We start from the raw sequence: 13,853 nt of genomic DNA, 5'->3' as shown, positions 1-13,853 counted from the left end.
CGGCAATCGGTTTGCCGGACGAGCGTGCTTCGTGAAGGCTGCGACTGCCGACTAGGTTCTTCGAGTAGATCATCCTGCTTGTCAGCTCTCTCGACCTGTACCTGCCTGGTGCCATGAGAGGAGTATCGCCGAGGCCGGAGGCATTTTCGGGACAGGTCGGGAAAGCCTGCTTACGAAGCCACCTGAGGGATCGTTCGGTGTCGGAGCACGCGATGGCGATCACGCAGTGTCCGCGTGCTCTGGAGCGAGGGGCACGATGCAGTGATCGAATGGGTTGTCAGTCGTGTCCCGCGCGTGTTCGCGTGCACCAACCCTGCGCGGTGTCACCATCGCCGGATCCACGGCACGGCCCCAGCCGAGGGCTCAGCCGTTGATCACCATGGCCGCGATGTCCTCGATGCGTACGATCTCCCCGCCCGCTCCCCAGTTGCCCTCCGGAATCTCGCTGATGTGCACCCACGCGGCCGTGGCCTGGGTGAAGCGTCCCGGGTCCGCGTCGGCGTCCGCGAGCACCCGCGTGACGCGCCGGACGATGTCACGGCGTTTGTCATCGTCCATCGAGCCGGCCGGAACCCCGACGCGCACCACGTATTTCGGCTTCTCCCCGGCGGGCAGTCGCCGGCCGCCCACGAACCAGGCGTCGATCTCGTTCACCACCAGCCACGAGATGGACCTGGCCGCCTCGTTGTCCGGGGCGCCCTCGGCGATCATCACCTCCGACACCAGCCGGCCACCGATCTTCTCGCGGTGTTCCTGGTCGAGCGAGCCCTTGGGGACGAACAACTCCACGAACGGCATCAGTCAGTCCTTTCATTGAACTCTTCCTGTTCCGAACGTACGGCAGTGAGTTCAATGAAGCAACCCTCTACACTGGAGCCATGCAACGGACCAGCTTCGCGGAGATGCACTGCTCGATCGGGCAGTCCCTGGAACGCGTCGGAGAGTGGTGGACGCCGCTGATCGTGCGGGACATCCACCTCGGCCTGCACCGGTTCGACGACATCGCGGAGAACCTCGGCATCTCTCGCAACCTGCTCGTCCGCCGGCTTGAGTCGCTGGTCGCCGACGGCATCGTGGAGCGCCGGGCGTACCAGGAGCGGCCGCCGCGGCACGAGTACCACCTCACCGAGGCCGGCCGCGATCTCGTGCCGGTGCTGATGGCGCTGATGGCCTGGGGCGACAAATGGGTGACACCGGTGGGTGGTCCGCCGGTGCGCCTGGTGCACCACGAGTGTGGCGCGGAGTTCACGCCGCAGGTCTGCTGCTCGGCGTGCGCGAAGCCGGTGACCGCCGCCAATGTGACGGCGCTGCCCGGTCCGGGCGCCGCCTCCGGGCCGGGGACCCGGGTGCTGGCCCGGCGCGGCGGCATCGCGCCCGAGGAGTCGTAGCCGGCCATGAGCTCTTCGAGGAGATGGCGACGAGGCGCCGCTCGGCCCTCCGCCCCTGGCGGGGACGACCGACCGGCGCCGGCCTCCAGGAGCCCCGCCGCCCTACGTCGGTCCCACCGGAAGGACCAAGCACCGCCTCGGTGGCGCCGATCGGGGTGGCGGCCAGTTCGCCGTCGTGTCACGGTCGCCGAGCGTGTCCAGTAGCAGGGGTGGAGGCCGGTCTTCAAGCGCACCCAAGACGGTAGCGGCGTGCTCTGACGTTGTGGAGCGGGTCAGGGCGATGATCCGGTCAGTGCCCGGAGGGCGTCCGGGTCGTGGACGACGAGCCGCCGATACCTGGTGCCGATGATCTTCCGTACGCGGAGTGCGGTCAGTTCCCGGTGCAGGCTCGGCTCAGAGGCCCCGATCAGCGAGGCCAGTTCCGGCTGGCTGAGGGGTACGTCGATGCGCATGCCCTCAGCGCACCGCCGGCCGTAGTGGTCGAGGAGGTGACCCAGCATCAGCGCCAGGCGTACCCCGATCGGGGCGCCGTTGACGAGCAACCGGTAGCGGGTCACCCGCCGAAACTCTTCCAGCGTCGCGGTCTGCAGCATCCCCGCCGCCGCCGGATGGTCGCGGAGGTAGCCGAGGAACGCCTCCCGCGTGATGACCTGGGCGGCCACCGTGGTCAGGGCCAGGACGGTGGCCGATCTCCGCTTGCGGTCCAGCGCGGCCAGTTCGCCGACCACCTCGCCCTGGCCGCGGATGGACAGCAGCACCGCCCGGCCGTCCAGGGTGTTGCCGAGCACCTTGACGTAGCCGCTGAGCAGGACGTACGCCTCCGTCGACGTGGATCCCTCGTCGATCAGGGTCGTACCGGGCGCGAACCCGCGCCGGGTGCCGAGACGCAGCAGATGGCGGCGATCGTCCTCGGCGAGTGCGTGCAGGAAGGTGCCCGCAGGCCACCGCCGGTCATCGGGTGTCATCGGGTGTCACCGTGCTCATAGAGAGGCCGTGGCCAAGCCGGCGCTCCGTCATCAGGGCGGCGCCCACCAGCGCGGCGGCGGCGATCGCCACCGTGACGACACCCACGGCGCCGGGGACCGCCACGCCCAGCACCGCGGCCACCAGCATCGCGCCGACGTGCAGGGACTGGTCGATCAGATAGGGCCCCTCCCGCCAGTCATGGCATCCCTTGAGCCGGATCAGCCGCCGTACGATCCAGCGGCGATCGATCACGGCGTGCGTACTGGCCGAAACGATGAGCGCGATCACCATGCCGGTCAACTCCAGCGGCGCCACCAGCCCGACCAGCACCAGAGCGGCCGCCTGCGTGGCAGTGTATCCGGCCACGTGACGCAGGCAGGCGCCCCAGCCGGTCCATGGCGACACGCCCGCGGCCAGCCGCTCCCGGTCCGGCACCCCTTTCGCGATCGCGGCGCGGTCACTCTGCACGACATGGTCGCCGACCTGGTGTCCCGCGTAGAGCGCCGCGAACGTGACAGCGGCGATCGCGGCCGTGGCGGCACTGGGCATGGTGGCAGGCATGGTGGCTCCTTCCGAACGCCATCCGCCGCAGTCAAACACACCCCGGAGCGGGAAACCTCATCATGTGATGAGAAGCACCGCTAGCCGCCCGCGAGCGACGGGTCCTCCGGCTGCGGGCGGTCGAACGTGGGCCGCGGGTCCTTCCATCGGCCGCGGGTGAAGTCGGGCACCTTGACCGGGCGCAGCCCATCGGCCTTCAGCGACTCGTGGCTGAGCGGGATCACCGAGCACCACGCCGCCGAGTCGTAGACGTCGATGTCGGGGGTCATCCCGAGCCGCATCAACTGGACGAGGCGGAAGATGGAGACGAAGTCGCCGCCGCCGTGCCCGCCGTACTGGTCGGCCAGCCTTTCCAGCAAGGGCCACAGCCAGTGGTCGTACCGCTTCAGGATCTCGGTGTACGCCCCGCCGGTCCGCCACGCGTGGTCGTTGTGGCCGAGCGACTCGAGGTAGACCCGGGCGTTGTCGAGCTCGACCGACCCCCTGGTCCCGGTGAGCGTGGTCTCCCTGGTGTACGGGTGCGGGGAGTTCACATCGTGCTCGACCCGGATGAACCGGCCATTGACGGTGGTGACGAAGCAGGTGTGCCGGTCGCCCGAGATGTACGGCTTGTCCTGCCACGACGAGTGGTCCGCCCCCACCCGCGGATCCTCCTCCCGGAACAGGGCCAGCGCCTTGGGCACGGACGCCACGGCGACCAGCTCGTCGAAACGGTCGCCGCGGTTGATGCCCATGGACGCCGACACCGGCCCCAAGCCGTGCATGGGATAGTGCAGGGCGTTCATCCGGGTCTGCCAGCGCCGCCGCCAGTGCTCGGGGTAGTAGGCGCCGCCGAACAGGTACGGCCAGCGCAGATCGTGCACGTAGCCGCCGGAGCCGTGCTGCACGTCGCCGAAGAGCCCGGCCTGGACCATGTTGAACATCTGCATCTCGGGCCGGAAGTAGTTGACGTTCTCCAGGAGCAGGCAGTGCTTGCGGGTCCGCTCGGAGGTGCGGACCAGGTTCCAGATCTCGTTCAGGTACGGGGAGATCGGCAGCTCGACGGCGACGTGCTTGCCGTGCTCCATGGCCGTCTTGGCCTGGGGATAGTGCCACTCCCATGGGGTGGCGACGTAGATCAGGTCGATGTCGTCGCGGCGTACGAGATTGAGGTAGTCCTCCTCGCCCGCGGAATATCCGACCGGTTCGACGTCCTGGAAGCCCTGCTGCATGATGCGGGTGATGGTGCGGCTGACCCGTTCCGGCCGGATGTCGCACACGGCGGTGATCGTGGCGACGGCGCCGAACCGCACGTCCTGGCTGCCGCCGCGGTTGCCGAGGCCGATGAGCCCGACCCTGACCTTCTCGAAGCCTTCGAACGGTACGTCGACCATGCTCCTCTCGCGCCGATCGGGAGGGGGTTCCCAGGCGGCGGCGGGGGTGCCACCGATGCCTGTGGCGGCACCCAGGACGATGCCGGACTTGAGGAGATTGCGACGTGAGGGAATGCCATGATTCGGAGGGGCCACAACGATCACTCCCTGGGACGTGGACAGTGATTGAGCATGGCGCTTTTCCCCCGACAGTGGGCAGTATCGATCGTCCTACGCCAGAGGGCAAGCTCTGAGCTCCCACCACCGGCGCCGCGGTGTTGGGCGCCTGCCAGGATGGGCTCATGGGCGCGGGGGAGCTGTACGGAAGAAAGGCCGAAGCGGACGCGATCGCCGAGTTGCTGGCGCGCGCCCGGGCGGGCGCCAGTTCGTCGCTGGTGCTGCGCGGCGAGCCGGGCATCGGCAAGACGGCGCTGCTCGACCACGCCGCCGCGCTGGCCGGCGACATGCGGCTGGTTCGCGGCACGGGGGTCGAGTTCGAGGCGGAGCTGCCGTTCTCGGGGCTGCAGTTGCTGCTGCGTCCGGCGCTCGGATCCCTCGCCGCGCTGCCGGGCCCGCAGCGTGCGGCGTTGGAGGCGGCGTTCGGGCTCGGGCCGGCGGCCGGCTCCGAGCCGATGCTGGTGGGGCTGGCGGTGCTCTCCCTGCTGGCGGAGTTCGCGGATGAGGCGGGGCTGCTGTGCGTCGTCGATGACGCGCAGTGGCTGGATCGGGCGTCGCGGGAGGCGCTGCTGTTCGCCGCCCGGCGCCTGCACGCCGAGGGGGTGGTGATGATCTTCGCCGCCCGGGACGGTGAGGGGTCCTTCCCCGCTCCCGGCCTGCCCGAGTCGCGTCTGTCCGGGCTGGCCCCGGAGGCGGCCGCGGCCCTGCTCGACCGGCATCCGCTCGCGCCCGCCGTACGCTATCGCGTGCTCGCCGAGGCCGGCGGCAACCCGCTGGCTCTGCTGGAGCTGCCGGTCGCCGTGGCCGCCGAAGGCGCCGGCGCGTTCGCGCCGGGGGCGCTGCCTCTCACCGGCCGGTTGCAACTGGCCTTCCACGGCCAGGTCAGCAGGATGCCCGAAACCTGCCAGAGTCTGCTGCTCGTGGCGGCGGCCGACGAGACCGGCGAGCTCGACGTGATCCTGCGGGCCGCCGCCGCGCTGGGGGCGTCCGTCGAGGACCTGTCGCCCGCCGAGCGGGCCGGCCTGGTGCTGCGCGGCGACGCCGACGGCACCTCGATCCGGTTCCGCCATCCGCTGATCCGCGCCGCCGTCTACCAGCGGGCGCCGCTCGGGCAACGCCTCGCCGCTCACTGTGCGCTCGCCGCCGCCCTGGGCTCTCCCGGGCATGCCGACCGCCGGGCCTGGCATCTGGCGGCCGCCGCCACCGGTCCCGATGAGGAGGCCGCCGCCGCGCTGGAGCGCACCGCCGTTCGCGCCCGCGAACGCAGTGGCCACGAGGCCGCCGCGGCGGCGTACGAACGGGCCGCCCGGCTGAGCGTCGAGCCCGCCGCCAGGGCACGCCGCGAGGCCCTGGCGGCGGAGGCGGCGCTGGAGGCGGGCGATCTGGACCGGGCCCGATCCTTCGGCAGCCGCGCGGCCCGGCAGCCGGACGAGGACCCGGCGACGAACGCGCGCGTCGCGCAGGTGCGGGCGCTCGCGGATTTCTGGCAGGGCGCCTACCCGGCCGCCCACCGGTTGCTGCTCGACGGCGCCGGGCTCGTCCGCGACACCGATCCCGGCCAGGCCGCCGTGCTGCTGATCCAGGCCGTGCACACCTCCTGGTATCTGGGGGAACGACAGCTCGCGGCGACCCTCGGCCTGCTGGCCGAGCTACCGCTGGACGACGCGCATCCGCTGGCGCCGGTGGGACCGTACCTCGTACATCTCGATCGAAGCCGTTCCGAGCGGCCGCCGCCGCTGGGCGACACCCTCGCGGCGGTACGGCGTCGGGGCCGGGCCCCCGATCAGGCGCTGATGATCCTCTGCGGCGCGGCACTCGCGCTGGGGCAGGACGCCGACGCCTACGAGCTGGCAGCCGAGCTCGCCGCCGAACACCGCGCCAGGGGCGGCGCCGGGCGGCTGCCGACGGTGCTGTTCTTCATGGCCGAGGGCGAGGTGTTCACCGGGCGGCACCTCGACGCGCTCGCCACGGCGACCGAGGCGTCAAAGCTCGCCCGCGACACCGGGCAGCGGCAGTGGGTCAGCCAGTTCAGCAGCGTGCTCGCCCACCTCGACGCGGCCAAGGGCGAGGAGGCGGCCTGCCGGCGCCACGCCGAGGAGGGGCTGGCCGGGGCCACCGCTCCCGGCGCGCCGTGGGCGCACTGGTCGCTCGGGCTGCTCGACCTCGGTCTCGGCCGCGCCGAGGCGGCGCTCGCCCGGTTCGAGCGGCTGACCCGCGAGCCGATGCGCCATCACATCTGCGCCACTCGGTCCACTCCCGACCTGGTGGAGTCGGCCGTACGGGTGGGGGCGCCGGAACGCGCGGCCGAACCGCTGGCGCGCTTCGAACGGTGGGCCGGGTCGGTGCGACAGCCGTGGGCCGAGGCGCTCGTGCTGCGCTGCCGCGGGCTGCTCGCCGCCGACGACCAGGCCGAGGCGCTCTACCGGGCGGCCCTCGACCTGCACGACCAGGACGGCCGCCCGCTGGAGTACGCCAGGACCGCGCTGCTCTACGGCGAGTGGCTGCGCAGGGCCAGGCGCAAGGCCGAGGCGCGCGGGCCGTTGCACGCCGCCCTTGAGGTCTTCGACCGGCTCGGCATGCGACCCTGGGCCGAACGCACCCGCGGCGAGCTCACCGCGACCGGCGCCCAAGACCAGGCCCCCAAGCCCGCCGAAGGCGTGGCCGCCGACCTCACGCCGCAGGAGCTGCAGATCGCCCGGCTCGCCGCGCAGGGCCTGTCCAACCGCGACATCGCCGCGCAGCTCTTCCTCAGCCACCGTACGGTCGGCTACCACCTCTACAAGGCCTATCCCAAACTCGGCGTCGCCTCACGGAGCGAGCTCAAGGAACTGGAGTTGTGATGGTCCTACCTGGGCAAATACTGCCCGTTGACGTCGACGAGGTCCCGCCGATGGAGCTGGCTCCCGGCATCCACGTGCGCATGCTGCCGGGCATGCCGGGGATCAGGACGTGGGTGATCGACCTCGCCCCGGGCGCCGAATGGCCGGGCCTCGACGTCCACGAGACCTACGGCGAGGCGTACTTCGTCGTGAGCGGCGAACTCATTGAGGGCGACCGAACCCACGGCCCGGGCACCTACGTCGCCTTCGGCCCGGGGACGAGTCACCGGCCCCGTACGGAGACCGGTGTCCGCGCCTTCGGCTTCAACTACGACGTCAGCCCTTGAGCGCTTCGCGGTATGCGGCGCCCATCGCGGCCGAATCGTGGTCGGGGCCGACGCCTTCCACGATGATCACCTCGCCCTCCAGGTGGTCCGCTCGCAGCGGCAGGATCGCCTGGTAGGCGGCGGAGTCGTACCAGTCTCGTGCGTTCTGCCCCGACGGGAACGCGAGCATGACCACGCTCCCCGGCCACTGGCCCTCCCGGACGTCCACCGGACCTCCGTGGACGATGAACCGGCCGGCGAACGGATCAAGCGTCGACTGAATTCTCTCCATGTACTCCGCCACGTCCGGGTGCGGCTGGTCGGAGTCAAGAAGGTGGGCGATCGCATAGGCGGTCATTGGTCTTCTCCTTCGGTTGCTGGATGGTCAGACGCCGGCCGGCACCTTGTCGAGGAAACCGAGCACCTGGCTGATGCGCCCGTCGGCGCCGATCACCGCGACGTCGAAGCCGACGACGATCGGCTCGCCGTCCTTGGGCCCCAGGTGCCAGGTGAACCGCGCGATGTCGTGGTGGGCGTCCACGGCGCCGGCGAGGCTGAAGACCAGCCCGCCGAACTGTCCCTGGACCGCCGCGATGGTGGCGTCGAGCCCGTCCCTGCTCCGGACGGAGACCAGCGGGTCGGTGTACACGGCGTCCTCGGCGAAGACCTCCGCCAGAATGGCCTGCCGGGCGGCGGCGTCGGTCTCGTTCCAGGCGGCGAGGTAGCGCTGGACCAGCTCGTTCATGTCTGTCTCCTCAGTGGTCGTGCTCTCTTACGACCACCACGTTAGGGAGATCGGAACGCCGCGGAATCTGTCGTGCTTAGGTAGGCCGGTTCAGGTTTCTCGCCGGTGAGGCGAATCCTTTGACGGCGTCGCCGCCTCATATACGTGTCCCGGCGATCCCGCCGGTGACACGGACATGGAGGTCATGGAGGTCATCGTGGTCGTAGGTATCGCCGTCGGTGCCGTGCTCATCTGCACGTGTAGTGTCGTCGTGCTCCGCCGGAGGAGGCGTGGACGTGGTTGAGACGACCTGGTCGGACGAGCGATTGGTCGCCGCCGCACGCGGTGGCGACGTTCAGTCGATCGCGGCGCTGGTGTCGGGTGCCCACCCGCACGTGCAGCGGTTCGCGCGGTCGTTGTGCGCCACACCTGAGGACGCTGAGGACGCCGCGCAGGAAGCGCTCATCGTCCTCTATCGCAAGATCGGAACCTTGCGGGCCACGGGTGCGCTCGTTTCGTGGATGTTCCGGATCATTCGCCATGAGTGCATCCGGCGGGCGCATGCCATGAAGCGGTCCCTGCCGCCGTTCGCCGAGGCCACCGAGGCCACCGTGGCGCCTTCGGCCGAGGACGAGGTGTTCGATCGTCTGGAGGCCGCGCGCGTGGCGGACGCGATCGCCGCGCTGCCCGCCGACCAGCGGCAGGTGCTGATCATGCGGGACGTACAGGGACTCAGCGGGCGGATGGTCGCCGACCGGCTGGGGCTCGGCACCGCGGCGATGAAGTCGCGGTTGCATCGCGCCCGCGCGGCCGTACAGCGCACGTTGTCCGACCTGGAAGGTCTCGATGGCTGACGAACGGAGCTTCGCGAGCACGTCGCTGCCCCGGCACCTGGCGCGCGGCGCGGTCGGTTTCGGGGCGCTGATCTGCTCGGTCGCGCTCATCCCGGTGGTCGGGCCGGTCAGCCTGCTGCTCGCCGCCGTCGGGGTGCTCGCTTTCCGTGGATGTCCGACCTGCTGGGCGATCGGGCTGGTCCAGACGATCTCCAGGGGGCGGCTACGGCGTTCGTGCTCGGACGGCGTCTGCGAGCTGAAGGTCGCCGGCCGCCCCCGTCCGGCGGAGGGATGGCTGCGGCAGAACCCGCGATGATCAACAGGAGCCGAGGACCGCGGCGACGCGATCCAGGACAGAGCACGGCGGGGTGAACGGGACCCGCAGGTAGTGCGTCAGGGTGGCGTCGGCCGCGAAGTGCGGGCCCGCGACGAGCGCGATCCCGTGCTCCCCGGCGTGGCGTACGACAGTGTCCGCCGGTGTGGCGCTCAGCCGGAGCCAGAGGGCCAGTCCGCCGGGCGGCCGGGTGAAGCGCCAGCGGTCGTCACCGTCGAGCAGGGCGCAGAGGTGGTCGCGCTGGGCCCGCAGCTCGTCCCGGCGCCGGCTGAGCACGGGATACAGGTCGCTCAGGAGCTCGGTGGCGACGAGCTGCTCCATGGGAGGCGCCGACAGAGGCCCGGCCAGGGGATGTCTCCACAGGTCGCGAACGAGTGAGGCGCGGGCACGGATCCAGCCGACGCGCAGCCCGCCCCACACCGACTTGCCGGCCGACCCGATGAGCAGCGCACCGGCGATCCGCGGGATGCCGGTCGGCTCGTCGCGCAGGTCCAGGTCGCGCAAGGTCTCGTCGGCGACCACGGTCACCTGGTGGCGGGCGGCCAGTTCGGCGACGGTACGGCGGACATTCGGGGACATCAGCGTCCCGGTCGGGTTGTGGAAGTCTGGTACCAGGTAGGCGAGCCCGCCGCGCGCGGCGGCGAAGGCGGACGCCAGTTGTTCGAGATCCCATCCGTCGCCGGTGACCTGGAAGCCGGCCAGCCGCGTACCCGCGGCGCGCAGCACGTGGAGCGCGTCGACGTACGTCGGAATCTCCACGGCGGTGACGCGCGGCTGGAAATGGGCCGTCAGCAGGGTCAGCGCGGCCCGCGTTCCGTTGGTGACCAGGATCTGCTCCGGCCGGGTGGCCGTCCCCTCGCGGGTGTAGCGCGCGGCGATCACCGCGCGCAGTTCCGGCAGCCCCGGTCCCGGCTCCCCGTGGTCGGCCAGGACGTGCCCGGCCCGCTCGGCCGCCCGCAGTGTGGCCTCCAGGTACTGCTCCCGCGGCGCGGCCGGGACGGCCCGGCGAAGGTCGATCATCGCCCCGGCGTCCCCGGTCGCCGAGAGGGGGGCGACGCGCCCGGACACCGCGGCGGGCAGCCGTACCAGGCTGCCGCTTCCGTGCCGCGTGTGCACCCATCCCGTCTCACGCAGCCGAGCCAGGGCGGCCGTGACCGTGCCGCGGCTGACCCCCAGCGCCGCGGCCAGGCGGCGCTCGGCGGGCAGCTCACTGCCGGCGCGGATGCGGCCGTCCAGCAACGCCTCCCGTACGGCGCGGGCCAGCCCCGTGCTGAGCGGTTCCCCCGTGCCTCGCCAAGACCCCAGAGCCCTGGTCAGCTGCTGCTCTCCCATCCGCACTGGTCCAGTTTTTCATGATTGGACCAGGTGGCGGGGCAGGTGGCTCACCTACCGTCGTAACCGTGCCGGACGACAGGAGAAACACCATGGATCCCATCCTCGCCGCCGACCGCGACGAACTGCCCAAGCTGTTGCGGGCGGTCCAGGAGCACAGCGCCGACCTCCTGGGACGCGTGGCCGAACGCCCGGTCGTCTCCACGGCCGCGATCCCCGAGCCGGCCGAGCTACCCGTCGCGGGCGAAGGGCTGCGAGCGGCGCTGGCGGAGTTCGCCGCGCGCTGGGAGCCGACGCTGTCGGCCGGCGCCGGGCCACGCTACTGGGGGTTCGTCACCGGGGGAGTCACCCCCGCCGCGCTGGCCGGTGACTGGCTGACCGCGACCTGGGACCAGAACTCCTTCACCTCCCTCGACGCGGCGGGCCAGCACCTGGAACGCCAGACGATCGCCTGGCTGCGTACCCTGTTCGGCCTCTCCGGCGACCACCACGGGACGTTCGTCAGCGGCGCGACCATGTCCAACACCGTCGGGCTGGCCATCGCCCGCGAGTGGATCGGCGAACGGAGAGGCGTCTCCCCGGCGGAGAGCGGGGCCGCCGCGCTCGGCCCGGTGACCGTGCTGTCGGGCACCGCGCACTCCAGCGTGCCCAAAGGCCTGTCCATGCTCGGGCTCGGGCGCCGCGCCCTGGTCACCGTGCCCACTGTCCCGGGACGGGAGTGCGTCGACCCGGCGGCCCTGGAGGCGGCGCTGCGCGAGGTCGGCGGCCCGTGCGTCGTGGTGGCCAACGCCGGCACCGTCAACACCGCCGACTTCGACGACCTGCGCGCCGTCGCGGCGCTGCGCGAGCGTTACGACTTCTGGCTGCACGTGGACGCCGCTTTCGGCGCCTTCGCCGCCCTCTCCCCGGTCCATGCCCACCTGTGCGACGGCCTCGACCTGGCCGACTCGATATGCGTCGACCTGCACAAATGGCTGAACGTGCCGTACGACAGCGCTCTTCAGTTCACGCGCCGCCCCGACCTGCAGACGGCCGTGTTCCAGAATGCCGCCGCCTACCTCGGCCCGCTCGGCGACACCCCCGACAGCGGCCACCTCACCCCGGAGAACTCCCGGCGCCTGCGGGCGCTGGCCGCCTGGTTCACCCTGCGCGCCTACGGACGGGACGGCCACCGCGAGATCACCGAACGGTGCGTCGCCTGCGCCCGGCTGCTGGGCGAGGCCATCGAGACCATCCCCGGCCTGCGGTTGCTCGCGCCCGTCCGGCTCAACGTCGTGTGCTTCACCCTGGACGCCGACCCCACCGCCGAGCGACTGGCCGCGCTCAGCGAACGCCTCGCCGCCGAGGCGTTCCTCACCCCCACCGTCCTGAACGGCGTGCCCGCGCTGCGCGCCGCCTTCAGCAACTGGCGAACCACGGAAGCCGACGTCCACCGCATCGCCGAATCCCTGCGCGCCGCCCATGGTCTATGAACGCGCCCCCTGTCGATCCGCTGCTTTCACGTCGAAAACAATCCGAAGAAAGGCCGCGTCGAACGTCCCGGTCACTCGATCGCGAACCGTACGGCGGTCAGCCGTTCCGACAGCTCCCACAGCCGACGTCCGGTCTCGGCGTCGGCGGCCGCCGGGGAGAGGCGCACCCGCTTCGGCGAGCCGCGCAGCTCGCCCATGCCGTCCGGTCCGAAGAACTGCCCACTTTCCACCTCGGGGGCGGTCGCCGCGTACAACTGGGGCAGCGCGCCCTGGTCCGGGGTCTGGGCGAGCGGGATGAGGATGCGGCCGAACACCATCTTCACCATGCCGACCGGCGCGCTCGTCTGGAGGCCGGTGGCGGTGTAGCCGGGGTGGGCGAGCAGGCTGCGCACCGGGCTGCCGGCCGCCGTCAGCCGCCGGTGGAGCTCCCAGCCGAAGACGGCGTTGGCGAACTTCGACTGGTTGTAGAACCTCATGGGCGAGTACGTGCGCTCGCCGGAGAGGTCGTCGAAGTACAGGCGCCCCTGCCGGTGGTTGGCCGAGCTCACCGTGACCACACGAGGGTCGTTCCCATCGGCCAGCAGGCCGAGCAGCATGCCCCGCCCTGATCGACCGGGCCTTCGCGGTCATCGCGCCGGCATTGGACGCCGTCACATAGGAACCCGCCGAGGCCTGGTCGGATACGGAGAGTTGTTTTACAGTTACTTTCTGTATCGATCGGACTCCGGAGGGATCATCGTGAAGCGATTCGTCACCACCGCCGCGTTCACCGCCGCCATCGTCGTCGGAGCCGCGGGCGCCGCCTACGCCTCGCAGTACGTCGCCTACGAAGGCCCCGGTTTCACCGGCAGGAGCGTCGTCATCGACCGGTGCGGCCTGTCCAACATCCCCTTCAACGGCTCCTACAAGTGGTACGGCGACGGCCAGAGCGGGCGCATGTACAACCAGCCCAACGCCGAGGGCGTGGCGCACTTCACGTTGTCCTCTAACAAGAACGCCGAGCAGCGTACGCCGGTGGGCTGGAAGAGCATCTTCATCGTGTGCTGAACCCCGCCGGCCGATATTCGGAAGGCGCCATGCACACGAGCATCGAGATCGGCCTCAGCATGAAGTAGCACACGTGCACCGTCGTCCGGTCGATGGCCTGCGAAGCCGCCAGCTCGAAAGCGATGCCCGCAGTGCCGTACGGCCGGGCGACACCCTTCAACGCCACCACCGCGTCGCCGCTGTAGCCGCGGAAGGTGATCGTGTGGAATCCATTGGAGTCCGGTACGCACGACGGGAACGGGGTGTGCTCGCCCACGTACCCTTCGACCTTGACCGTCCGCTCGTCCATCCACTCCAGCGTGCCCTCCGTGATCGCGCCCGGACAGCCGCTCATGGCGACACGGAACGGCACCGGAGCGTACGCGGCGGACGCGGGCAGGACGGATAGCGCCGCGGCGACGATGGCGAGGAATCGTTTGACGACCACGCCCTGACCGTAGAAGCAGGCACAGGCGCGGCACAGATGCGGTCTGTCACAGCCACCCGTGGATTCCTCACACGTCGCTCTCCCTGGCGAAAACA

The 13,853-nt window shown here is 71.1% G+C and carries 16 protein-coding genes; 7 read left to right on the top strand and 9 right to left on the bottom strand.

Going from position 1 to position 13,853, the window contains the following annotated elements; genetic code table 11:
* Positions 1-363: 363 nt before the first annotated feature.
* Positions 364-798 (bottom strand): tautomerase family protein, encoded by a 435-nt coding sequence (locus C4V41_RS24725; protein ID WP_103958285.1) that lies wholly within the window; start codon positions 796-798, stop codon positions 364-366.
* Positions 799-878: 80 nt separating this feature from the next.
* On the opposite strand from C4V41_RS24725, the gene C4V41_RS24720 reads away from it, so the two are divergent.
* Positions 879-1,388, top strand: coding sequence for a winged helix-turn-helix transcriptional regulator (locus C4V41_RS24720; protein ID WP_200824197.1), 510 nt, complete (start codon positions 879-881; stop codon positions 1,386-1,388).
* Positions 1,389-1,660: 272 nt separating this feature from the next.
* Here C4V41_RS24720 and C4V41_RS24715 read toward each other — a convergent pair whose 3' ends face one another.
* The 3 genes from C4V41_RS24715 to C4V41_RS24705 all read right to left on the bottom strand — a co-directional run bounded on the left by C4V41_RS24715 (position 1,661) and on the right by C4V41_RS24705 (position 4,288).
* Entirely contained in the window at positions 1,661-2,353 is a 693-nt protein-coding gene (locus tag C4V41_RS24715) for a Crp/Fnr family transcriptional regulator (protein WP_103958284.1), read from the bottom strand.
* Positions 2,340-2,915 (bottom strand): DUF3307 domain-containing protein, encoded by a 576-nt coding sequence (locus C4V41_RS24710; RefSeq protein WP_103958283.1) that lies wholly within the window; start codon positions 2,913-2,915, stop codon positions 2,340-2,342. Before C4V41_RS24710 ends, C4V41_RS24715 begins: the two co-directional genes overlap by 14 nt.
* Before the next feature lie 80 nt (positions 2,916-2,995).
* Positions 2,996-4,288, bottom strand: a complete 1,293-nt coding sequence (locus tag C4V41_RS24705) for a Gfo/Idh/MocA family protein (protein ID WP_200824196.1) — start codon at positions 4,286-4,288, stop codon at positions 2,996-2,998.
* Between the two features lie 281 nt (positions 4,289-4,569).
* Between C4V41_RS24705 and C4V41_RS24700 the strand changes: the two genes are divergently transcribed.
* Positions 4,570-7,284: a helix-turn-helix transcriptional regulator gene (locus C4V41_RS24700; protein ID WP_103958282.1), complete on the top strand. Its 2,715-nt coding sequence runs from the start codon at positions 4,570-4,572 to the stop codon at positions 7,282-7,284.
* Positions 7,284-7,610: a cupin domain-containing protein gene (locus C4V41_RS24695; protein ID WP_103958403.1), complete on the top strand. Its 327-nt coding sequence runs from the start codon at positions 7,284-7,286 to the stop codon at positions 7,608-7,610. The genes C4V41_RS24700 and C4V41_RS24695 overlap by 1 nt, the downstream gene beginning before the upstream one ends.
* Here the strand turns inward: C4V41_RS24695 and C4V41_RS24690 are convergent.
* Positions 7,600-7,947, bottom strand: a complete 348-nt coding sequence (locus tag C4V41_RS24690) for a DUF1330 domain-containing protein (protein ID WP_103958281.1) — start codon at positions 7,945-7,947, stop codon at positions 7,600-7,602. The genes C4V41_RS24695 and C4V41_RS24690 overlap by 11 nt on opposite strands.
* Positions 7,948-7,974: 27 nt before the next feature.
* Positions 7,975-8,334, bottom strand: coding sequence for a nuclear transport factor 2 family protein (locus tag C4V41_RS24685; RefSeq protein WP_103958280.1), 360 nt, complete (start codon positions 8,332-8,334; stop codon positions 7,975-7,977).
* A gap of 269 nt (positions 8,335-8,603) precedes the next feature.
* On the opposite strand from C4V41_RS24685, the gene C4V41_RS24680 reads away from it, so the two are divergent.
* Both C4V41_RS24680 and C4V41_RS24675 read left to right on the top strand, forming a co-directional pair.
* Entirely contained in the window at positions 8,604-9,167 is a 564-nt protein-coding gene (locus C4V41_RS24680) for an RNA polymerase sigma factor (protein WP_235030358.1), read from the top strand.
* A complete protein-coding gene (locus C4V41_RS24675; protein WP_103958279.1) occupies positions 9,160-9,462 on the top strand; it encodes a hypothetical protein in 303 nt (100 codons plus the stop codon). Before C4V41_RS24680 ends, C4V41_RS24675 begins: the two co-directional genes overlap by 8 nt.
* Here C4V41_RS24675 and C4V41_RS24670 read toward each other — a convergent pair whose 3' ends face one another.
* Positions 9,463-10,812 carry an aminotransferase-like domain-containing protein gene (locus tag C4V41_RS24670; RefSeq protein WP_103958278.1) on the bottom strand — a complete coding sequence of 450 codons (1,350 nt, stop codon included), beginning with the start codon at positions 10,810-10,812 and terminating at the stop codon, positions 9,463-9,465.
* 92 nt (positions 10,813-10,904) lie between these two features.
* On the opposite strand from C4V41_RS24670, the gene C4V41_RS24665 reads away from it, so the two are divergent.
* Positions 10,905-12,284 (top strand): pyridoxal phosphate-dependent decarboxylase family protein, encoded by a 1,380-nt coding sequence (locus C4V41_RS24665; protein WP_103958277.1) that lies wholly within the window; start codon positions 10,905-10,907, stop codon positions 12,282-12,284.
* Between the two features lie 71 nt (positions 12,285-12,355).
* Here the strand turns inward: C4V41_RS24665 and C4V41_RS24660 are convergent, their stop codons facing one another.
* Positions 12,356-12,880 (bottom strand): SDR family NAD(P)-dependent oxidoreductase, encoded by a 525-nt coding sequence (locus C4V41_RS24660; protein ID WP_200824195.1) that lies wholly within the window; start codon positions 12,878-12,880, stop codon positions 12,356-12,358.
* A gap of 142 nt (positions 12,881-13,022) precedes the next feature.
* Here C4V41_RS24660 and C4V41_RS24655 point away from each other — a divergent pair, with 142 nt between their 5' ends.
* Positions 13,023-13,331, top strand: coding sequence for a MiAMP1 family antimicrobial peptide (locus tag C4V41_RS24655; RefSeq protein WP_160150380.1), 309 nt, complete (start codon positions 13,023-13,025; stop codon positions 13,329-13,331).
* Here the strand turns inward: C4V41_RS24655 and C4V41_RS24650 are convergent.
* Entirely contained in the window at positions 13,318-13,758 is a 441-nt protein-coding gene (locus C4V41_RS24650; protein WP_103958275.1) for a hypothetical protein, read from the bottom strand. The genes C4V41_RS24655 and C4V41_RS24650 overlap by 14 nt on opposite strands.
* Positions 13,759-13,853 lie beyond the last annotated feature (95 nt).

This window comes from Nonomuraea solani (assembly GCF_900108335.1).
Taxonomy (GTDB): Bacteria; Actinomycetota; Actinomycetes; order Streptosporangiales; family Streptosporangiaceae; genus Nonomuraea; species Nonomuraea solani.
This window is presented reverse-complemented; position numbering and strand designations above follow the sequence as displayed.